This window comes from Bradyrhizobium sp. ORS 278 (assembly GCF_000026145.1).
Classification (GTDB): domain Bacteria; phylum Pseudomonadota; class Alphaproteobacteria; order Rhizobiales; family Xanthobacteraceae; genus Bradyrhizobium.
In genome coordinates this window covers 6617481-6638074 of record NC_009445.1, presented here as the reverse complement: position 1 = coordinate 6638074, position 20594 = coordinate 6617481, and the positions used below count along the sequence as shown (strand labels likewise).

Genomic DNA, 20594 nt, shown 5'->3' with positions numbered 1-20594 from the left:
AGAAGGGAAAGGTAGACGTTCGGACGAGAACAGAATGGTCATTTACGCAAAGCAGCCGTACCGCAAGAAAGTCGACGAGCTGGCGGAGCCGCTTGGCATCCCCATAGACCCCGTCAAAATGGGCCACCGAAGCGAAGTAGTTCGGACGGCGGTAGATCATCTCTACGAGAAGCTATTCCCAGCTCAGGGAAAGTCGTCGCTTCCGTACGGCTTATCCGGATTGCTGTATCCGGCGAACGGCCGAAACTACAATCCCGAACTTGCAAGTGCGGAACATCTCACACTTGTATTTAACGACATGAAAATGTGGTTGCCCAGACACCTGGAAACTCTTCGTGGCCGACTGCAAGAGGGGCGTCGCACGGACATTTTCGTGCTTCACCCGCAGAATCCATTCATCAAACCGATTGCGGACGTGAGCACGAAGAACACTGAGGTCCAACAAGCCGAGATCGGAGATTCCATTCGGCTTCTATGTGACGGGATATGGGACAACTTGAAGAATCTCCGCATCTACGGACATCGACGCTTCAATACCTATTCGGCAGTGATGACCGAGAAGAAGGTCATGGCCATCTACTACCCGATTGAAAAGCGCTACAACGCCGGTTTCGTTCATGTGTATGAAAGGGGCGTCGGGGAAGATGAGTCGTTGTACATCTATAAGCAGTTCGAGGAAGACCTCGCAGAACTTGCCCGTGACTGCGAAAAGAACGTTGAATCATTCAATTTGATAGAGCTTTTCAGGCCATAGAAACGACGAGTGCCCCGCAAAGCGGGGCATCCGTCATGTTTCGACGATGGTAGGTTCCTCCTCGCTCATCAGATCCCGCAGAGCAGGCGGGATACGAGCTGCCGCCTTTCCATCGGCAGAGAACTCCAGAACCCTGAAGTGCTGTGCGAACACCGCACGGACCGAAGCGATGACCGCCTCGCAGCACGCGATCTCGCTGGCAAGGAAAGTCTGCTCTCCGTTCGGAAAGTGTTGCGCACCGTCGGCAACGGCCTGCTTGAGTTCGGCTGCCTGGCGATGAGCAAGTCCGGCAATCGCCAGATACGACGACAGTTCTCCCATGGTCATCTCTCTGATTGTGCCTTCCGTCACGCCGGAAGGCGTGAACGGGGGCCGTACCTCAGAGGAGGAAACGGGATGCGTGATGATGCCAGTATGGGCCAACAAACGTGTTTTACAAGTCGACCGACGTCGGCGGTACCGATTCGAATCTGGCGCGACAAACCGGAATTCGCCGGCACTTCGGCTTAACGGCCGTGGTTCTAGCCCCGAATGGTATACCCGCCCCGAGCTCCGCGGCGAGCGGAACATGGCGGCCCGCCGTTAGTCGACAACCTGCTTGACGCGCAGCATCGGCATCCAGAACGTCCTGGGCGCGGGGTGCGACCTTTAGCCTGTAGGCAGTTTCTTGAGTGGCATTGCCCTCAAGTGTGTTCCGGCCTCCAGTGCCGCACACCGCCTGTCCATCGTAGGATGGGTCGAGAACAGGCTGGAGAATTTCAGGCCGTTCCTGAACATCATGTAGGCGTACTCGTTCTCGACCGCCGTCGGCACATCCTCGATCTTGCTGAGCCTGCGCAAGGCGCTGATCATCGCCTCGGGTGACGAGACCGAAGCGCCTATCGCGTCTGCATAGTACTCGCGGGACCGAGATAGTCCCTTGACCATCACCTCTGAACCTATCGCGAAGGTGAACCTCGCGAGGTTGCTGAACAGGTGCACGAGCGGTGCTGCCCTCGCATTCTGGCGCGCCGCAATGGATACCCCGATTGTTCCAATCATGCCCAGGATGGTACCAAACATACGTTGATAGCCTTCCGCAAACTGCATCCGGCGCATGTCGCCGGATGCAATGTGGCCGAGTTCATGCCCGATGACGGCGTCCAGCTCTTCAGGTGATAGTTTCTTCACGAGGGGAACGCCAAGGACCACCGCTGCGTCTTCTGGCTTCGAGCCAGCCGCGTAGGCGTTCACTGCGTTCATCACGCCCACGGTTGGAGGCGGCAGGTCGAGCTTGGCCGCCAACGCGTGGACGCGCTGCGTCAACCAGTGGTCATTTGCCAGGTGTTGGACGCCAGCCGTCTTCCCGACCATGGCGCGTGCGGAAGCATTGAACCGGCTTCCCCACAATAGCCCGAGAAAGCCAAGTGCGAGCCCGATATAGAGGGGGATGGATCCTGCACTGTAGAACGCATAACCCAAACGGGGCGTTTGCATTTTAGGGCCCTGGAAGACCAGCAGTGCGACCCAGACGAGTATGTAAGCCGAGATGATAAGTGAGAATGTCATCGCGATCGGGGTTAGCCACCACGGCCGCCGTAGCTTGCGACCATCGACCTCAGCCACAGAAGCCCCGCTGGCGTTCTCGCCTTGGCCGGTAAACATTCTTACGATCAGTCGTATTGCTCCGGCAGCAATGCCGGCCTGCATCAATGCCAGCACCAAGTTGAACAGCGCCGGCAAGAACCTGCCATCGATCAAGAGTAAGGGATTGACGCTTATTCGCTGCAGCACGACCAGAACTTGAGGGTTGGGGTACAAGACGCTAGCAGATGCCCAAAAATCAAACGAGAAAGACAAAATCCAAATGTAACGGATGGCGCTGACCACGAGATAGCGCTTGGCCAACGTCGCCCAATCATTGGGAAAAAAATATTCGAAACGCATGGTTCGATCCTATTTATTGAGGAATGCCCCGGTTCGTGCCCGGCATGTCTCGCTCTTATCGAATGCGGTGAGATGAACCTTGAACGGGCGAGGCCCACGCGCATGGACAATCCCGATGCGCTCACCCTTCCCGCTCCAGTCAGACAGCAGCGCCATGACTTCGTCCGGCGTCAGCAAAGGGCGCCCGACAAATTGCACGGACTCGCCTGAAGAGTAGCTCGTGTTGCCATCGTTTTCAAAGTAGCTGCCGCGACCGGCAGAGGTATTGTTGCCGGCATTGGTCGATCGGTAGGCTACTGTCGTGGTGCCAAGATATTTCCCGACGAGTTCAGCCGTAAACGGGTCGTCGATGCCGAAGAATTGCTTGATCGAGGTGTTCAAGAACGGCCGCCAGCTATTCCTTGGGTAGTGTTCCTCAAGCGAGGCAACGTCCTGCAGGAAGAACCAGAGCCGTACGCCTGCCCCTGCGTGGGTACGGATTGCGTCCCGGAATTCTGGAAAAGGCCCGAGCTGCAGAAATTCGTCGAGCGCGAACAGCACTGGAATGTCTGGGGTCCGCGTGTTGCGGAGCATGGCATCCAGCGCCGACTTGAGGACGACGCGCAACCATGGTGAGTAGGGACCAATGAGGTCAAACGGTACATCCAGGTAAACCGTCGCTGGACTGTCCTTCAGGTCCTCAAAATTGAAGTCGTGCAATTTCAGGCAGGCAAGAAGCTCTTCGTCATCCCACAGCGAAAGCTTGCTATGCAGCGTATCGCGGATGTTCGGCAGCCCCCGATCCTCGGACTTGCCAAGCACATTGGTTGCAGCGGCGGCAATGCTGCTGCGCTTGGAATTGGCCATGCGCTCGGCCAGATGCTTGAATTGACCGATCGGCAGGTTGCAGGCCTGGATTACTGCCGCAAGCGTGCGGCGTTCAGGTGGCGCTTCGTCCAGCACGTACATGATGAGTGCAGTCAGGAAGGCCACTGCGTCCTCAATAAAGAACTCCGCTGCGTTCGCATCGCGTGGGAACATCAGTTGCGCCAGCGCTCTCGCGTCCGCTTGTGTCCGGATACGGGTCAGCGGATTGAAACCATGCTGCGGGAAATTGGCTGTTTTCGGATTGTCGCCCCTGTCGAACGGAGCGATCCGGTAAACCGGTCCGACGTTCGCCGCCCGCCATGCGGATGTCTGCTCGTAGAGCTCCGACTTGGGGTCTATGACAACGACGCTGCCCTTGTATCGCAGCAGGTTTGGAATGAGCGTCGTTACCGCTTTACCCGAGCGGGTAGGCGCGACCGTGAGGAGATGGCCTGCGTCGTCCCAGTGTACGAAACGCACCACGCCAGTCTCGTCCTTCATAGCACCCAGCAAGATCGATGATGGATTGTCGAATGCCTCTCGTCCTTTCAGGAACTTCGTAAGCTCACTCGGTGAGGCCCAAGCTGCGGATCCGTGTAACGGTGGTGGATTGCGCAGCAGTTCTTCCTGCTCTTCGCGCTGCCGTCGATGATGCTCTTCCGCTTCCCTACGCTGTTGACGCTGATGATGAGCGTTGATGGCCTTGTTGACCGCTTTTTGCGTGCTCGAAAAGACGCTCCACGCTCGCTTCATGTCCCCGAAGGGATCGAAACTACTCATGAAATGCCCCCGCTGAAAGCCAATAAACTAGAGGTGGAATCGTTCGAAAACAATCGCTTTGAAGGTATGAGCCACGCAAAAATCTTGGACTACACACTTGCGGTTGTAGCATTCCCGCACCAGACTAGCTGTATGACCAAGGTCTTGCTCGGTCCGGTTTTCAAAGTCCAACAACTGGACGCGGCGGGCATTGACGAATTGATGGCCGAAATCAAAGAGATTGAGGCCGACATGCCCCGTCGTCGTGCGCTGTACGAAAAATGGAAGCGACGCTTCGAGAATATGGACAGGTACTCCGATATGCCAGCCGATGTCCGTTCTGGTACCGTCAAGGCATATGAGGGGTATCGGAGACTGCTTTTCACCGGTGAGCGCCTGAGGGCCACGCTCTACGCCGAATTGTTGAACCAAGAGAGCTATCAGCCCACCTATCACCACAAGAACTAGCCCCGCTCATTGGAGCTACAAATGACGCTGGATCAGCAAGTCAAGGCACTTGAAGAGCGGCTGCAGCAGCTATCAGCCTCAGACTCGCGGCTGAAAGGCGATATCGCCGCAGCAGAAATGGCTCTCTTGAAGAATGATCCCGAGCGGCGCCGGCTCCTTGAATACATTGGTGACCTCCAAGATGAGCGGGTCGATATCTCGTACGAAATGGGACGGGTAGCCGTGCGCCTGGAGGACCTGCGCGCCCGCCAGGTCGACCAGGAGCCGGAGGTTGAGGTGGAGAAGTCTGGCCGTTGGCACGATGAGAAGGAAGCGATAAGCGCCGCTCGCGTACCAGAGGAAGTCAGAACTCGTAGCCAACCGCAGCTGAACCGTACCAGCGAACTCGATTGGCTTTCCCAAAAGCCTGGCACTCGTGAAGCTGAGCCAGCCAAGACCCCTAAATTTGGCGATCGCGTCAGAGACGACGATTTGGATTGGCTACGCGAAGACCTAGAAGCGACCCCAGAGCGGGTATCCGAAAAGGTACGCGACAGAAGCAGATAGAATTAGAAGTGAATAGCGCACTTTTTCACTGGAGCGTCGACCGCCGACGCAAATCACCTACATTCCGGTCAAACTAGGCTGCGCGATGCCATGGCTACTTAGACATGACCGAAATCACCAGCGGCGGCAGTCTCTGGGAGTGGCTGTTGCGGGTCCCCGCAACCACTGAGACCGACACTCCCGCAGCCGCCTCGGCTGTGGGAGTTTTGGTTCTTGCCCCCTTGTCCTTTCGAGCCGCTGTGCACTGGAAGGGGATGCCGAGTTCCCCGAGGCATCGATCAGCCGTCGCTTGCTCCTCGGCGGAGCACGAGACGATCGATCAGCTACGGGAGAACATGTGGCTTCTGCTCAGTCATCCGGACGGTTCAAAGCGTCTGTGAGATAGACGACCTTCTTCGCGGAAAGTTGCGAAGCCCTCGGCCGCTTGCCATGCGTATCAGCGGGAGCATTGACATTCACGCAACGCTAACGTCTCGCCAGGTTGATCGACGCGGTCGCCCGATCGACGAGGACTTAGGCCTTGTCGCCGTCGCGCCTGCAGGCCGACCAGTCTCGACCAACTCATCGAGATGAGACTGGCATACGGGAGCACGCATCTCCGATAGCTCCGGGCTGCGCGTCAAGCTCGCTGATGCTGGTGAAAGCCGCGCAGTGTCTTCAGAAACGCACTGCACCCTTCGGCGGGGCGCTGATCCAACGCTTTGAGTGTATCCGCACGTTGTGCGACGAAGCGGGCGACGAGAATTGACACGAGCGCGATTACAATACCTGCGATGATGTCTATGAGGAAATGCCCGCCGCCGACCGGCGTCGAAAGTAACATGGTCCCGTTGAGTATGACATTGAAAGGGCGAAGCCAGCGCAGTGGCCATAGTGCCCATCCGTATAGGACGACGGCTGCCGCGTGAAAGCTTGGAAAGGTGACGATACCCACAAGTTGGCTGATGTCGAGCAGACGCAACGTCCCATCGCGAACAAGAGGCATGTCGCGCGCGGTATCGTAATAGGCCTGTGGAAGAAGATTGGGGTAGTCGGAAGGGGTCAGTCCCAACGCGTAATAGACGCCGACTGCTGGAACGATCAGCGTCATACAGCAGGTCAGCGCGGCTGTGAGGCTGATTGCAAGATTGAATTCGGCAATTCTGCGACAGTGGCCCAACAAAGGGAGTGCCACAACGATGACCACGATCGACCATGCGATCGATCGATAGCCGAAGCCGAGAACCGTGATCAACCAGGGGCGATCGTTGACAAAGGACAGGTAGTGGCGGAAGTCGAAACCGAGTGACTGGTCAATCGCGAGCAGATTTGCGTCCTGCAGCGGCAGGCCGGCCGCGGTGACGATGTAAGACAACGAGGCGAGCACGCTGAATGCGAGGACTGTCTGAGCCAGCCCAGTGAGGAACGAGAAGAGCCAGGGCTTGGCGCGGGCGCCTGAGTGTGCCTTCGCGTATCCGATGCAACCATATACGAGCGTCACGCACAGAAGCGCAATGTAACCCTGCGATCGAACGCGGAAATCCGTCAGCAGCAAGCAGAGCCCAAAAGTCATCCATAGGCCGGCCAGGACCAACCAGTTGAGACGAAAAACGCTCCATGCCGCTGCAGTCTCGCTGCTGTTCTGAGGCTTGACCGGGATGGCCCTGGCCAAGACCAGCCAGAAGCTTCCGAAATCGGGCAACAGTCCACCTTTGGCGGTTTCCGACATGGTCGTCCGCTCTCGCATTTCCACGTATTTCTACTGGTTTCTGTCGGTGCCTTGTTACGGCGTTCAGCGTTCGAAAATCAACCTCGGCGAGCGAAATACATAGATACCGTGAGATGATGCTTAAGCAAATATAACGCGGGCGGCGTCGAGGGTTTCGGCTCGACTTGTTGAAGCGTGGTGTCCACTGACGTTCGACGTCGTTCTCGGAACGCCATCTCATCGTATGCCGCGGTCTTCGCTGGGTAATCTGACGCGTAATCGCGAACGAGAGTTTTTGGAAGCTGGTCTGTACCGATCGCTGTTGAGGTGTTCGGTGCGCGAGCGCGGCGCGATTCCAGAGAGCGGTGGCATTCGGATGAATTAGGGCGGCCGATCGGCGAAACGATGGACAGGCCGGATAGACTGCGATTCGCGGGGTTTGTGATGCGCGAAATCAGGCTTGGCTGTCAGCAATAGGAAGCCGCTGTCCGACTTTCTTCTACCGACGGATGATCACGCGGTGGGAGTGTGTTCGTTGAACATCACAGATCCAATTGAAGCTGTCTCGTAGGCGCGTGATCGGGGCATATCTAGCAGATCTGACAGTGTACCAAACTCGACGGAGAGTTGTGCAGCTTTCTACGGCTGGACGGCCTCGCAATCAGCAAAAAGGAGCGAGAACCCGAACTCCTACAGTTGCCGTCCGCACCTGATCGTCAGCTGCCCGCGTAAACCAGAGATTGTCACGGACATCATAAGCAATCTGTTAATGGTGTCCAGGTAAGGTCCCGTAGATTTACGGGATAGCATCAATGACCCTGCACCTGGCTGAAGAACACGCGGGCCTTCGAACGCTCCGGGCCGTCGCATATCCACAAATGTCGTGCTGGATATTGGTCATCGTCGTTTTCGGCACGGGCATCATCCTCCGCCATCTCACGGCAGGTAATAGCGATGTGAGCTGGCTGCTGATCGCCGGTGAACGCTGGCTCGACGGTCAGCGCCTCTATTCGGAAATACTGGAGACCAACCCGCCGATGGCGGTTTTGGTCTATGTGCCTGCTCTCCTCATCGCTCGCCAGCTGGGTCTCTCGCCGGAGATCGTTCTCGACAGTCTGGTGTTCTTCGCAATCGCGGCCTCGCTCGCTGCCAGTCTACTGATCCTGCGCCCGTCGATCGAGCTATCCCGCTATCAGGCATGGGGGCTGGCGATCGCAGCGATCATGGCACTCGCCTTGTTGCCGCTGCAGTCCTTCGGGCAGCGCGAGCATATCGCCGTGATCGAGCTGATGCCGTTCATCGCACTCCTGGCCGTGCGGCTCCATCGTGAGTTGCCGCCCCGATGGGCGACCTGGGTTGCCGGTGCCGGTCTTGGCTTGGCCCTGTGCTTCAAGCCTCACTTCGCTTTGGTCGCTGCTGGTGGCGTGGGTTTCGTTGCAGCTTACCTGAGATCCCCGCGTACGCTGCTGTCACCCGAGAACCTCGTGGCAGCTGCCGTCGTGTCAATCTATGGCGTCTGCACCGTACTGCTCTTCCCCGAATACATCACGGACATGCTGCCGCTGGTCCGCGATGTGTATTCGATCGGATTGCCGCTCAGCCTGATGCTGATGAAACCGGCACCTGCGCTCTGGGGCCTGATCCTGACTTTGACACTCGTCCGGAAGCGCGGCCGGGAGCTCGATCCCGTGCTTCTGCTGCTGATCACGACATCGGTCGCCTTTTTCGTCGTCTACCTCCTGCAGCGTAAAGGCTGGCCCTACCATTCTTACCCGATGCTCGCCTTTGCCTGGCTGAGTCTTGGCTTTGCCATGAGCTCGCCGGCTGCGGCCTCGTTGGTCTCGCCCTTGGGATTCGCGAGAGGCATCCTGGCGATGGCGCTCGTTGTACCGACGGTCTCCTGGTTCAATCACGCACTCGATGCCAGCTTCCTGCAACCGGCCATCGCCAGGATCGGAATCGAACACCCGACAGTGCTGGCCATCTCCGGCAATGGCGGTCTCGCCCACCCCCTCACTCGAAGAGTTGGCGGCATCTGGGCCTCTCGCCAGCAGAGCTTGCTGGTTGCGAGCTATGAGGACTATGCACGCGAAAGCGGCATGTTCAGTTCGCAGTCGCTTACGATCGTCGATGATTACGCGCAGCGGGAACGAAGATGGATGATCGAGGACTTTCGACGGGTGCGTCCCGACATCGTGCTCGTCGACAATATGACAGGTCCGTGGAGAAAATGGCTGCATGAAAGTCCCGAACTCGACGCGCTGCTGATGGATTATCGCCTGACGGAGACGATCCGGGACGTCGAAGTCTATGTCAGGCAAGTCAAGATCGATCCGCATGAGTAGTTTGGAGACATCCGCGCTGCGGGTCGACCGTCGGCTCCGTCTCTGGTGACGCCATCTGCTGAGTCGGAAGGACCGCCGAAGTCAGCTTCGATGCTGCCATATGAGAATCTTGGCTATTTAACGGTTTCGGGTCACCTGCGATGACGGTCGAACTGCGATCTACTCTGTCGCCGCCATGGCATGGGTGAATGCAAAGCTCAGGTCATGTCCGGTGAGATTTGAGGTTCCGGCTAGGCCCGTGCCTCACTGATCGGCAAACTCAATTGCTGTTGTAGGCGTGAGATACGTATCCGGGACGATAGCCAAATCGCGCACCGATCGACCGGCCGGAATGCATAGCTGACTGCGGCACTCGCTGCTAGGCCTAGCAAGATGGCAGGGATCCTTGCCGACTCGGTGCTCCAGATCTCGCTCAATGCCACGAAGGCTGTCGATGAAAGGCCACATAAAACAGGCCAATGAACAAGATAGAGCGGGAACGAGAATTTCGACAGCCCGACGAGTCGCGGATGGCCCAGGAAATCCCGGCAGGCTTGATGATCCATGATGCCGATCAGGATCAATATGGCGCCGAACGCCTTGTGCTGCATCGGAGGAAACTGCCCTGGAAACAACCATACCGTATCCAGAGAGCACAAACGAATAAGCCAGGCCGGCTGCCACACCTCGGCGATCACGCATAAGAATAATCCAGTGAGGATAAAGATGGTCGCTATTGGCCTTCGTTGAGACGCCGGCCTGTCGGCGTAACGGACCGAAGCGAGCAGATGCCCGACGAAAAAGCATATATAGGCGCTCCGTATCGTGTAGAGCGTTCCCAGGATCGCAATCGCAAGCCAAATCCGTGGCGCCTGCCGGGCGCACCGGCAGAGGACGAGAATCATGACTGATCCATAAAACTCAGTGCTGAGCGTCCAGAACGGTGCAACAAAAGACTCGTTCAACCTGTTCTGCCATGGAGCGAGAAGCCCGATGCCCGGGACATCGCGATAGCCCAGAAAAAGCGCGTTGAAGACTCCGTCTTTCAAGAGAGACAACATTGAGACATCGATATTCCATTGTTTGCTCAGCCAAGCGTTGTCGGTGAGCAAACCGGCTTGCACATTGGCCTTGCCAAACAGCAGGATGACGCTCGCGGCAAACACCGTGGCGGCCAATGCTGGCAATCCGAGGCGGACGGCTCGCGCAGCCATCTGCCGCGGCATGGAGCAGGGATCGCGCTGGAACGATCGGGTCAAGACGTAGCCGCTCAAGCAGAAGAAAATGTAGACTGCCGAAGTGCCGTCGTAGAGGAAACTGAGCGGGGAGCCGTGAATAGCAGCTGCCAAGCGCGAGGCGGGTGAGGGCGCGACCAGGTCCGGCAAGAACCCCGAAGCGAAGTGCAGCAGCAGGACCTGAATAGCAGCAAATGCCCGTATGGAGTCGAGATAAGCGGTTCTCTCACCGATGATCACCTGGGAGAAAGGCGTGACGGCTCGCAAGCGGCTTTTTTCGCGCAGGGATTCATGCATGCGGCCAATTTAGCGATGAACACTTAAGATAGTGATTGTGTCGAGTGTTCAATTAAAGATGCAACTATGGCGAGCACTTCTGACTGATGCAAAAATTCGGAATGATAGTCGATTGGACCGCGCAGAAGTCGGTGCAAAGCTCGGATGGAGGGTGGGCTGACGACGTAGTCGGCGTCAGTATGCGAAACCTGATTGTGCAGCAGAAGAGATGGTCAACATGCGTCCTTGTCACTTGCGGAACGCTGCCGCGGAAGGTCCGACGCACCGATTTCGTTGCTGACTTGCCGTTTGCCTTGTGTCTGGCCCCGGCAAGATGGGCGTAGATCGGTATCGCAGACAATGTCGGTATCGGGGTTACGACTCACCGGCCGATCGCTCCGGAGATCCAAACCGGAATGCCTGCGCGTTCTGGTTTGGTTGGTGACGCGGCGATCTACTCCACCCGCATATCGAATTCCATCAGCCCATCGGGGCCGAACAACTGGACTGCGGCATCCTTGAGCACGACGTCGTAACAACGCTCGCGGGCGAGTTGCGCGTCGCCATCATCGAGGGAACGACAGAACCGGGCCCCATCGTCGACTCTCCAATTGCCATGCCAGCGCTCATGACGGTCGGCGCCGGTGACCATGGACAATGTGCCGTCGGCATGGAGCTCCCAGGCATAAGCGCCATCTTTCAAGGATGAGCCTGTACGCAGGCTCTTGCCGGACATCGCCGTCTTCAGCCCGGAAACATCTGGTCGTGCCCCATCGGCGCGCGCGATGCTGGCGTCCGGACCGACGTCTCGGTCGCCGGCCGCCGAAAGGATCAGCCAAAGCAACCGGGCGATTTGTCGGAACGTCGGCTCCCGCTTGCGCGGCCCGACCGGTTCGAGCGCGGGATCGCTGTTGATCCGGTGCACGATGACGAGATCGAGGCTCGGGATGACGAAGGCATATTGCCCTTCAGCGCCCATCGCCGCGTAGGTGCCGGCCGGCACCTGGACCGCCGGAGCGCCGGAGAGGTGATGCGGAAATCCGACCCACCACAGATAACCGTATCCGAGGCCGCGCGCGAACTCCGTATACGCGTCCGAATAGGCGCGCGTGCTCTCACGCACCCAGGCCGCGGGAATGACCTGGCGGTCCCCCCATCTGCCGTCATGCAGATAGAGCAGCGCAAAACGGGCCAGATCACGCGCGCTCATCCGGATCGGATAGGCCGCATGGTTGGATGCGGCGCCGCGAACGTAGCTGCCGTCGCTGGGCTGATAGTCCTGCATCCCGATGGGGCGCGCGATCTGCAGGTTGAACGCATCGAAGATCGACTGCGCGGTGGCCTTCTCGTAGATCGTGCCGAGCGCATTGAAGTCCCAATTATTGTAGTACCAGAAGGTGCCCGGCGCATGGCTGAAGCGCGGTGGCCGCCGCCGTGCCATGCCCGGCGTCTCGTAAAGCGCCGCGTGATAGACGCCGGAACGTGCCTTGATCAGGTCCGCGACCGTGGCTGACTTCTCCTCCTCGCTCAGGCCAGGCGAGTTGTCGTCGATGCCGAGGGTCGCCAACGTCGCATTGAGGTCGATCCGGTGGTCGCTGACGGCGATACCGATCAGCGCGCTGAGCAGGCTCTTGCGCGCCGAATGCAGATTGCTCTTGGTGGCGATATCGCCCCATTCGGCGACGATGCGGCCATGCTGGATGATCATCACGGCGGCGGTCGGCGCGATCTTCAACGACCACGCCTTGGCCGCCGTAAGCTGATCGACGGACCAGCCCGCATCCTCCGGCGTCGTGGTCTCGAAATGGGCTGCCGGAAACCGCGCGACAATGGCACCGGGTCCCTCCGCCCGGCTCGTGGCCGGAGCAGCCATTGCAATCGCAACGAACAGCCAGGGAGCTGTCTTCACCCAGCGCCACATCGAATCCCCCCTGACAGTGATGCTACCTCATTACCGCAATCGCGGCTTGTTCGGGAGACCTGAAATCGCAAGCCGATCGAATGACCGGCAGCCGGACCGGAGAGATCGGTTGGAGACGGTCGCGCGGCGTTCCGTCCGAGCGACTTTCTCACGCCATGTTGTGCAGCCCGGCATCGACATAGATCGTGTCGCCGGTCATGCCGGAGGCGCCGCCGCCGACCAGGAACGCGACGACACGGCCGATCTCGGCGATGTCGACCAGGCGTCGTCCCGGACTGCGGTTGACGGCGGCTTCGACCAGTTCGTCGAAATGCGCGATGCCGCTGGCGGCGCGGGTCTTCAGCGGCCCGGGCGACACGGCATAGACGCGGATGTTCTTGCCGCCGAGCTCCGCCGCGAGATAGCGCACGGACGCTTCGAGCGACGCCTTTGCGAGGCCCATGATATTGTAGTTGTTCACGACCTTGTCGGCGCCGTAATAGCTCATCGTCAGCAGCGTGCCGCCCTGGGTCATCAGCTGCTCCGCGGCGCGCGAGAGCTCCAGGAAGGAATAGACCGAGATGCGCATCGCGCGGGTAAAGCCGTCGGCCGAGCAGTCGATGACGCGGCCGTGCAAGTCGTCCTTCGGCGCGAAGGCGATGGAGTGGACGACGAAATCGAGCCGGCCCCAGTCCTGTCTGAGGCGCGCGAACACGGCATCGAGCTCGCCCGGCTGCTCGACATTGAGCGGCAGCAGCAGGCTGGCGCCGATCTGCGCGGCGAGCGGCGCGACGAAATCGCGGGTGCGCTCATCGGCATAGGTGAGCGCCACCTCGGCGCCGAAGGCGCGCAGCTTGGCCGCGCAGCCGAAGGCGATCGAGCTCTCATTGGCGACGCCGACCACGAGGCCGCGCAGGCCCTTCAGCATGTCGCCGATGCGGTCGTCCGGATTCCAGACGGTCGGCAGCGGATCGTGAGCGCTCTCGGACATCGTCCTCTTCCGTCAGGCGACGTCGCGGATCGCGCCGTTCTCCTTGAGCGGATCGGCCGACACCGCGGCCAACGCCAGCGGCGGCAAGCCGAGCGCCTCGCGCAGCCGCTGCAGGGTGCGGATCGTGTTCGGCTCCATGTCCTCGACCGAGCCGGCGATGAACTCGACGACGTCGATGGCGCGGTTGCGGTCGTCGACCTCGGGCAACAGCTCGGCCAACGTCTTGACCGACTGCTCCGGTTCGAACTTGACGATGATCGACTGCTCGCGGATCAGCGCGGCGCGGCGCTCGGCGCCGAGCGAGGCGAACGGCTCGTCCTTGGTCAGCACCCTGGCGGAGCGCTCCAGCCGGTCGCGGCGCACCGAGCCGCGCGACTCCGCCAGCAGGATCAGCATCCGGATCACCGCCTCCTCGAAGCCGCCGCGATCGATCCCGAGCAGGATCGCCTGCACCTCGGGCAGGAAGCGCAGCTCCTTCGGCTCGCGATGCACGCGCTGAAAGGCGTGCGTCGAGGCGATCGCATCCATCAGCGGCGAGCTGTAGATCGACAGGAAGGCGGCTTCGTAAAGCGTGTCGCGGACGTCGCGAAACACGTCGAACGCCTGGGTGATGCTCTTAGCCCAGAGCTGCTCCAGCGCGAGGAACGGATTGTCCGGCGCCGCCAGCGCCCGCTCGGCGCGGGCCTGCTCGGCCGCCTTGCGGATCGCCTGGGCGCCGGCGCTGTTGCCGCCGAACGCGCGCCGAGTCACGCGCGCCGGATGCGCATCGCGCATCAGCTTCGCCACTTCGTCGGTCACCATCGACTGCACCAGCGGGCGCGCGGTGAGATCATAGAGCTCGGCACCGAGCTCGGACAGCCGCGCCACCGCGGCGAAGCCACGCTCCTCACTGCGGTCATTGTCGTCGATCGCCAGAATATCCGAGATTTTGCGCTCGTGGAACGAGACGTGGAAGCGCGCGTCGACGCCGTCGCCGATCTGCTCGTCGATCGTCATCTCGTAGAGGCCGGGCGCCAGCGCCTCGATCGTCTTCATCGTCGAGGCGACCTCGGTGTGCTCCTTCTTCGCGATGGACGACGACACGAAGATGCCGAGATGGCCGACCTTGTCGTGCACCATGTAGATGATGCGCTGGCCGCGGATGCGGATCTCGTGCTCGTCGGCATAGGTGTCGACGATCCAGTTCAGCGCCTGCTGCGGCGGGGTGATGTTGTCGCCCCAGCTCGCGAACACGATGATCGGCGAGCGGATCGCCTTGAGATCGAGCTGGCGGCCGCGCTCGATGCGCGCCTCGCCGCGTGACAGCCGGTTGCCGATGAACAGCTGCTCGACGATCCAGCGGATCTCCTGCTCGTTCATGAAATGGAAGCCGCCCCACCAGCGCTCGAATTCGAGGAAGCTGGCGCGGCCCTTTTCCGGGCTGGTGTACAGATCGAAATATTTGCCGAAATAGTTGCGGCCGGGATTGAGCATCTCGAAGTTCGAGACGAGATGCACGCCGTCGAACTCGCCGCCGCCGAGATCGGAGAGCAGCAGCGCCGGCAGGATGCCGCCGAGCAGGCCGCCATTGTAGCGCATCGGATTCTCGCCGAGCCTTCCCGACCAGTAGGCCACCGGCGCCCCGTTGACGACCAACGGCCCGGTGATGTCGGGATTGGCCGCGGCCAGGATCAGGGTCGCCCAGCCGCCCTGGCAGTTGCCGACGATGATCGGCTTCGGCGCCTCGGGATGGCGGCGATGCACCTCGGCGATGAACTCCGCTTCGGCGCGCATCACGTCGGCCAGCGTCTGCGTCGGCTCGGGATGCGGCCGGAACACGACGAAATACACCTGATGGCCGTCATGCAAGGCGACGCCGACCTGGCTGTCCTGCTTGAAGCCGCCGATCCCCGCGCCGTGGCCGGCGCGCGGATCGATGATGACATAGGGCCGCTTCCACTCATAGGTGACGACTCCCGCCGGCGGCAGGATCTTCAGCAGCATGTAGTTGACCGGGCGAGGCAGGCTGCGGCCGTCGAGCGCGACCTCATGATCGTAGATCAGCACCGGCGGCGTCCCGGCGGCCTCGTGCTGGGCGTCATTGTCGGCGCGCTCGCGCAGCACGTCGAGCGTCAAGGCCATGCGCTGGCCGGCATCGATCCAATAGGCATTGACGTGGTCGAGCAGATGGGCCTGCGCGGCGCTGAACGCCTGCACGAGGCCGGCGCCTTCGCTGATCAGCTCCTGCACGCGCTTGCCGTGCTCGCGGGCGAACTTGTCGAGATGCCGGCTGAGGCTCTGCGAGACGCGCTGCGTCTGGGTCGTCGTGATGTTGGCGGCGCCGAACGCGCGAGCACCGGCGGTGGCGGGGCTATACGGGGAAGACATGTGCGGTCCCTTCGGTCAGGCGGTCAGGCGCGTGAGCGGCATCGAATCCGCGGGCTGCATCAGGCCCAGGATCTCGGCCGTGTGCTCGGCGATCATGCGGTCTTCGTCGGTCGGAATGACGAGCACGGCGACGCGTGAATCGGAAAGGCTCACCGTCTGCGCATTCCCGGCATTGGCCGCGCGATCGAGGGCGATGCCGAGCCAGCCCATGTCAGCGAGGATCTGCTCGCGCACGCGCCAGGCATGCTCGCCGATCCCGCCCGCGAACACGACGGCGTCGACGCCGCCGATGGTCGCGGCGAGCCCGGCGATCTCGCGGCGGACCCGCGCGACGAAGTAGTCGATCGCCTCGCGCGCTTCCGGCGCATCGGACGCCTCGAGCTCGCGCATGTCATTGGAGAGGCCGGACAGGCCCTTGAGGCCGGAATCGTGATAGAGCAGGTGCGTGATCTCATCGGCGCTCATGCCCTTCTCGGTGAGCAGATACAGCACGACGCCGGGATCGAGCTGACCGCACCGGGTGCCCATCGGCAGGCCGTCGAGCGCGGTGAAGCCCATCGTCGACGCGATCGAGCGACCGTCGCGTAGCGCGCAGACCGAGGCGCCGTTGCCGAGATGCGCGATGATCACGCGCCCCGATGCGAGGTCCGGCGCGAGGCTGCGCAGCCGCCGCGAGACATATTCGTAGGACAGGCCGTGAAAGCCGTAGCGGCGCACGCCTTCGTCGTAGAGCCGCCGTGGCAGGGCGAACGCATCGGCGACGAACGGATGCTGGCGGTGGAACGCCGTGTCGAAACAGGCGACCTGCGCCGCGTCGGGAAACGCCTGCAGCGCCGCTTCGACGCCGGCGAGATTGTGCGGCTGGTGCAGCGGCGCCAGCGGAATGAGGCGACGCAGCGTCTGCAGCGTGCCGGTATCGATCACCACCGGCTCGGCATGATCGGGCCCGCCATGCACGACGCGGTGACCGATCGCCACGACGTGGCAGCCTTCCTCGTGCCGGCGCAGCCAGTCGATCGCGAGCCGCAGCGCCGCGCCATGATCGACCGTGCCCCTGGCCGCATCGATCGGCTGCCGCTCGACCGGGCCATCCGCCGAGCCTGCCGCGAAAATGGTGTCGTCACCGATGTCGTCGACATGGCCTCGGGCGACCGCGCGCAACGCGCCGGCGCCGACCTCATAGGCCGCGAACTTGATCGAGGATGAGCCGGCATTGACCGTGAGAATGACGTCCGTCATCGGCTACTCCGCCGCCAGGGCTTGCGCGGCACCGGAGAAGGCGCGGCCCTCGCGCCGCCAATGATCGTAGAGCTGCGCCAGCGCGCAGGAGGCGAGCCGGGCGCGATCATTGTCGGCGCGGCTGGTGAGCATCACCGGCACGCGGGCGCCGACGACCAGGCCGGCGGCTTCGGCGCGCGCGACGAAGGTCAGCTCCTTCGCCAGCATGTTGCCGGCCTCGAGGTTCGGCACGATCAGCACGTTGGCATGTCCGGCGACCAGCGAGGCGATGCCCTTGGTCTTCGCCGCCTCCATGTCGATCGCATTGTCCATCGCCAGCGGGCCGTCGACGATGCCGCCCTTGATCTGGCCGCGCTCGGCCATTTTGGACAGCACCGCAGCGTCCAAGGTCGAGGGAATGTTCGGATTGATGGTCTCGACCGCCGAGAGCACGCCGACGCGCGGCCGGTCGAGCCCGCAGGCGCGGGCGAGATCGATCGCGTTCTGGATGATGTCGACCTTGGCGAGCAGATCGGGCGCGATGTTGATCGCGGCATCGGAGATGAACAGGATCTCGTCGAGCGTCGGCACGTCCAGCGCGAAGACGTGGCTGATCCGATGGGCCGTGCGCAGGCCGCCATCCTTCTTCACCACCGCGGCGAGCAGTTCGTCGGAATGGATCGCACCCTTCATCACGGCGCCGGCCTCGCCGTCGAGCACCATCGCGACCGCGCGCGCTGCGGCGGCGCGATGATCGGTCTCCGGCACCAGCGCCCAGCCGCTGATGTCGGCGTCGATCTCGCGCGCGGCGGCCGAGATGCGGTCGGGGTTGCCGATCAGCACCGGATGGATCAGGCCGCGCTCGGTCGAGAGCAGGGCGCCGCCGAGCGAGTTGTGATCCTCCGGGCAGACGATCACGGTCTTCAGCGGTGGCAGCTGCGCGGCAAGATCGACCAGCCTGGCGAAATGATCGGCATGATCGACGATCAGCGCCGGCAGCTCGCGCACCGGCGTCTCGATTGCGACCATCGGCGCGTCGACCTCGGCAAGTCCCGCGCAGACGAGCTCGCCAGCCTGGTCGGTGATCTCGGCGCGAAACACCGCGACCGGCTGCTCACGCTTCTCGCTGCAGGTCACGGTGATGCATAGGCGGTCGCCGACATGCACGCGCTTCTTGAACTCGAGCGATTGCGAGCGATACAACGTGCCGGGGCCGGGCATGACGTTGCCGAGCACGGCCGAGATCAGCGACCCCACCCACATCGAGGGCGCGACGACATCCTTGCTGCCATGATTGGCGCTGCCGTCCGGCAGCATCAGCGGGTTGGTGTTGCCTGAAACATGTGCAAACAGGATCAGATCCTGGACCGCGCATGTGCGCTCGATGGCCGCGCTGTCCCCGACTTTCAATTCCGCCCAGGTCTTGTTGCGAATGGTCGGGATCATTTCGCGCTCCATTGCCGAAATACGCATCATCTCGCTGCGCCCGCCGATCGAACGAGCCAACGCGTGCTGCGGTGCATCAGCTATACGGCTCCAGCGTGACGCTTGATTGACTTCTTCGCTTGACAGCTGTTTTCGGCAGGGGTGCGAGCGCTTGTCATCTGCGCTTCGCATCTGCGCTCCAAAATCAGATCTCCGAGTACTGGGGTCTACGGGGAGAGCCACATGGCCGAAATCACAGTCAACCAAGCCGTCGGCGACGAGCGGCCGATTCAGCCGGCCGGACGGCCGAATCTCGACAAGGGGTTCAACCCGCTGACGATGATCCTCTTCCTCGGCATCCTCGCCGCCGGCCTGATGTTCGTGGCCTACAGCATCTATGTCGATGTCGACGCCACCGGCGTGAAGGTGACGACCTATCTGCCCTACATGCTGCTGTTCGTCGCGCTGCTGATCGCGCTCGGCTTCGAATTCGTCAACGGCTTCCACGACACCGCCAACGCGGTGGCGACGGTGATCTATACGCACTCGCTGCCGGCGGAATTCGCCGTGATGTGGTCCGGCTTCTTCAACTTCCTCGGCGTGCTGCTCTCCTCCGGCGCGGTCGCCTTTGGCATCGTCTCGCTGCTGCCGGTCGAGCTGATCCTGCAGGTCGGCTCCAGCGCCGGCTTCGCGATGGTGTTCGCGCTGCTGATCGCCGCGATCATCTGGAATCTCGGCACCTGGTATTTCGGCCTGCCGGCCTCGTCCTCGCACACGCTGATCGGCTCGATCATCGGCGTCGGCGTCGCCAATGCGCTGCTGCGCGGCCGCGACGGCACCTCCGGCGTGGACTGGAGCAAGGCGACCGAGATCGGCTACGCGCTCCTGCTGTCGCCGCTGGTCGGCTTCATCTGCGCCGCCGCGCTGCTCTACATCCTCAAATTCCTGGTCCGCAACCCCGCGCTCTACGCCGCGCCGGAAGGCGTCAAGGCGCCGCCGTGGTGGATCCGTGGCCTCTTGATCCTGACTTGCACCGGCGTGTCCTTCGCGCATGGTTCGAACGACGGCCAGAAGGGCATGGGCCTGATCATGCTGATCCTGATCGGCACCGTGCCGACGGCCTATGCGCTGAACCGCACGCTGCCGGAATCGCACATCGCGAAATTCCAGGAGACCTCACAGGCGGCCTCCAAGGTGATCGCCGCCAAGGCCGCCGGCTACAACGTGATCGGCGACCCGCGTCCGGCCGTCACGCTCTATGTTTCGCAGCACAAGATCAACGAGGGCACCTATCCCTCGCTCGCCGTGCTTGTGAAGGACGTCGGCGATCAGGTGCGCAACTATGGCTCGCTCAACAAGGTGCCGGCCGAGGCGGTCGGCAATACTCGTAACGACATGTACCTGACCTCGGAGGCGATCCGCTTCCTGATGAAGGACAAGGAGAGCGATCTCAACAAGGACGAGATCGCGACCCTGAACGCCTACAAGGCCTCGCTCGACAGCGCCACCAAGTTCATCCCGACATGGGTCAAGATCGCTGTCGCGATCGCGCTCGGCCTCGGCACGATGATCGGCTGGAAGCGCATCGTGGTGACGGTCGGCGAGAAGATCGGCAAGTCGCATCTGACCTATGCGCAGGGTGCATCGGCCGAGCTGGTCGCCGCCGCCACGATCGGCGCTGCAGACGTGTTCGGTCTGCCGGTGTCGACCACCCACGTGCTGTCCTCGGGCGTCGCCGGCACGATGGCGGCCAACGGCTCCGGGCTGCAGATGTCGACGGTCCGCAACCTGCTGATGGCCTGGGTGCTGACCTTGCCAGCCGCGATCCTGCTGTCGGGCTCGCTCTACGTGATCTTCAGCCGGATCTTCTGA

15 protein-coding genes are annotated in these 20594 nt (G+C 61.6%); 5 read left to right on the top strand and 10 right to left on the bottom strand.

The window, feature by feature from the left end:
- Window positions 1–34: 34 nt before the first annotated feature.
- Window positions 35–754: a hypothetical protein gene (locus tag BRADO_RS29620; protein ID WP_041757126.1), complete on the top strand. Its 720-nt coding sequence runs from the start codon at window positions 35–37 to the stop codon at window positions 752–754.
- Window positions 755–787: 33 nt separating this feature from the next.
- Here the strand turns inward: BRADO_RS29620 and BRADO_RS29615 are convergent, their stop codons facing one another.
- The 3 genes from BRADO_RS29615 to BRADO_RS29605 form a co-directional block, all read right to left on the bottom strand.
- Window positions 788–1075, bottom strand: coding sequence for a hypothetical protein (locus BRADO_RS29615; RefSeq protein WP_157872629.1), 288 nt, complete (start codon window positions 1073–1075; stop codon window positions 788–790).
- Between the two features lie 327 nt (window positions 1076–1402).
- Complete coding sequence (locus BRADO_RS33390) at window positions 1403–2680, bottom strand: M48 family metalloprotease (RefSeq protein ID WP_012029891.1); 1278 nt, start codon at window positions 2678–2680, stop codon at window positions 1403–1405.
- 9 nt (window positions 2681–2689) lie between these two features.
- Window positions 2690–4306, bottom strand: coding sequence for a type IV secretory system conjugative DNA transfer family protein (locus tag BRADO_RS29605; protein WP_012029890.1), 1617 nt, complete (start codon window positions 4304–4306; stop codon window positions 2690–2692).
- 132 nt (window positions 4307–4438) lie between these two features.
- Here BRADO_RS29605 and BRADO_RS29600 point away from each other — a divergent pair, with 132 nt between their 5' ends.
- A complete protein-coding gene (locus tag BRADO_RS29600; protein WP_157872628.1) occupies window positions 4439–4753 on the top strand; it encodes a hypothetical protein in 315 nt (104 codons plus the stop codon).
- A gap of 21 nt (window positions 4754–4774) precedes the next feature.
- Window positions 4775–5299, top strand: coding sequence for a hypothetical protein (locus BRADO_RS35205; protein ID WP_157872627.1), 525 nt, complete (start codon window positions 4775–4777; stop codon window positions 5297–5299).
- A 619-nt stretch (window positions 5300–5918) separates the two neighbouring features.
- Here BRADO_RS35205 and BRADO_RS29590 read toward each other — a convergent pair.
- Complete coding sequence (locus BRADO_RS29590; RefSeq protein ID WP_041757825.1) at window positions 5919–7007, bottom strand: phosphatase PAP2 family protein; 1089 nt, start codon at window positions 7005–7007, stop codon at window positions 5919–5921.
- A 791-nt stretch (window positions 7008–7798) separates the two neighbouring features.
- Between BRADO_RS29590 and BRADO_RS29585 the strand changes: the two genes are divergently transcribed.
- Window positions 7799–9331 carry a hypothetical protein gene (locus BRADO_RS29585; protein ID WP_012029886.1) on the top strand — a complete coding sequence of 511 codons (1533 nt, stop codon included), beginning with the start codon at window positions 7799–7801 and terminating at the stop codon, window positions 9329–9331.
- A 230-nt stretch (window positions 9332–9561) separates the two neighbouring features.
- On the opposite strand, the gene BRADO_RS29580 is transcribed toward BRADO_RS29585, so the two are convergent.
- The 6 genes from BRADO_RS29580 to BRADO_RS29555 form a co-directional block, all read right to left on the bottom strand.
- On the bottom strand, window positions 9562–10842 hold the full coding sequence (locus BRADO_RS29580; protein ID WP_012029885.1) for an acyltransferase: 1281 nt from the start codon (window positions 10840–10842) through the stop codon (window positions 9562–9564).
- Between the two features lie 433 nt (window positions 10843–11275).
- Window positions 11276–12742 carry a serine hydrolase gene (locus tag BRADO_RS29575; RefSeq protein ID WP_012029883.1) on the bottom strand — a complete coding sequence of 489 codons (1467 nt, stop codon included), beginning with the start codon at window positions 12740–12742 and terminating at the stop codon, window positions 11276–11278.
- 148 nt (window positions 12743–12890) lie between these two features.
- A complete protein-coding gene (gene fabI, locus BRADO_RS29570; RefSeq protein ID WP_012029882.1) occupies window positions 12891–13712 on the bottom strand; it encodes an enoyl-ACP reductase FabI in 822 nt (273 codons plus the stop codon).
- Between the two features lie 12 nt (window positions 13713–13724).
- Window positions 13725–16079 carry a DUF3141 domain-containing protein gene (locus BRADO_RS29565; protein ID WP_012029881.1) on the bottom strand — a complete coding sequence of 785 codons (2355 nt, stop codon included), beginning with the start codon at window positions 16077–16079 and terminating at the stop codon, window positions 13725–13727.
- A 15-nt stretch (window positions 16080–16094) separates the two neighbouring features.
- Window positions 16095–17318 carry an acetate/propionate family kinase gene (locus tag BRADO_RS29560; RefSeq protein ID WP_012029880.1) on the bottom strand — a complete coding sequence of 408 codons (1224 nt, stop codon included), beginning with the start codon at window positions 17316–17318 and terminating at the stop codon, window positions 16095–16097.
- A gap of 3 nt (window positions 17319–17321) precedes the next feature.
- Window positions 17322–18743 carry a bifunctional enoyl-CoA hydratase/phosphate acetyltransferase gene (locus tag BRADO_RS29555; protein ID WP_012029879.1) on the bottom strand — a complete coding sequence of 474 codons (1422 nt, stop codon included), beginning with the start codon at window positions 18741–18743 and terminating at the stop codon, window positions 17322–17324.
- Window positions 18744–18965: 222 nt separating this feature from the next.
- Here BRADO_RS29555 and BRADO_RS29550 point away from each other — a divergent pair, with 222 nt between their 5' ends.
- A complete protein-coding gene (locus BRADO_RS29550) occupies window positions 18966–20594 on the top strand; it encodes an inorganic phosphate transporter (protein ID WP_012029878.1) in 1629 nt (542 codons plus the stop codon).

Bases quoted from the DNA above. Each gene is read 5' to 3' on its own strand.
- BRADO_RS29620 (WP_041757126.1), top strand. From the start codon at position 35: ATGGTCATTTACGCAAAGCAGCCGTACCGCAAGAAAGTCGACGAGCTG.
- BRADO_RS29615 (WP_157872629.1), bottom strand. From the start codon at position 1,075: ATGGGAGAACTGTCGTCGTATCTGGCGATTGCCGGACTTGCTCATCGC.
- BRADO_RS33390 (WP_012029891.1), bottom strand. From the start codon at position 2,680: ATGCGTTTCGAATATTTTTTTCCCAATGATTGGGCGACGTTGGCCAAG.
- BRADO_RS29605 (WP_012029890.1), bottom strand. From the start codon at position 4,306: ATGAGTAGTTTCGATCCCTTCGGGGACATGAAGCGAGCGTGGAGCGTC.
- BRADO_RS29600 (WP_157872628.1), top strand. From the start codon at position 4,439: ATGACCAAGGTCTTGCTCGGTCCGGTTTTCAAAGTCCAACAACTGGAC.
- BRADO_RS35205 (WP_157872627.1), top strand. From the start codon at position 4,775: ATGACGCTGGATCAGCAAGTCAAGGCACTTGAAGAGCGGCTGCAGCAG.
- BRADO_RS29590 (WP_041757825.1), bottom strand. From the start codon at position 7,007: ATGTCGGAAACCGCCAAAGGTGGACTGTTGCCCGATTTCGGAAGCTTC.
- BRADO_RS29585 (WP_012029886.1), top strand. From the start codon at position 7,799: ATGACCCTGCACCTGGCTGAAGAACACGCGGGCCTTCGAACGCTCCGG.
- BRADO_RS29580 (WP_012029885.1), bottom strand. From the start codon at position 10,842: ATGCATGAATCCCTGCGCGAAAAAAGCCGCTTGCGAGCCGTCACGCCT.
- BRADO_RS29575 (WP_012029883.1), bottom strand. From the start codon at position 12,742: ATGTGGCGCTGGGTGAAGACAGCTCCCTGGCTGTTCGTTGCGATTGCA.
- fabI (WP_012029882.1), bottom strand. From the start codon at position 13,712: ATGTCCGAGAGCGCTCACGATCCGCTGCCGACCGTCTGGAATCCGGAC.
- BRADO_RS29565 (WP_012029881.1), bottom strand. From the start codon at position 16,079: ATGTCTTCCCCGTATAGCCCCGCCACCGCCGGTGCTCGCGCGTTCGGC.
- BRADO_RS29560 (WP_012029880.1), bottom strand. From the start codon at position 17,318: ATGACGGACGTCATTCTCACGGTCAATGCCGGCTCATCCTCGATCAAG.
- BRADO_RS29555 (WP_012029879.1), bottom strand. From the start codon at position 18,743: ATGATCCCGACCATTCGCAACAAGACCTGGGCGGAATTGAAAGTCGGG.
- BRADO_RS29550 (WP_012029878.1), top strand. From the start codon at position 18,966: ATGGCCGAAATCACAGTCAACCAAGCCGTCGGCGACGAGCGGCCGATT.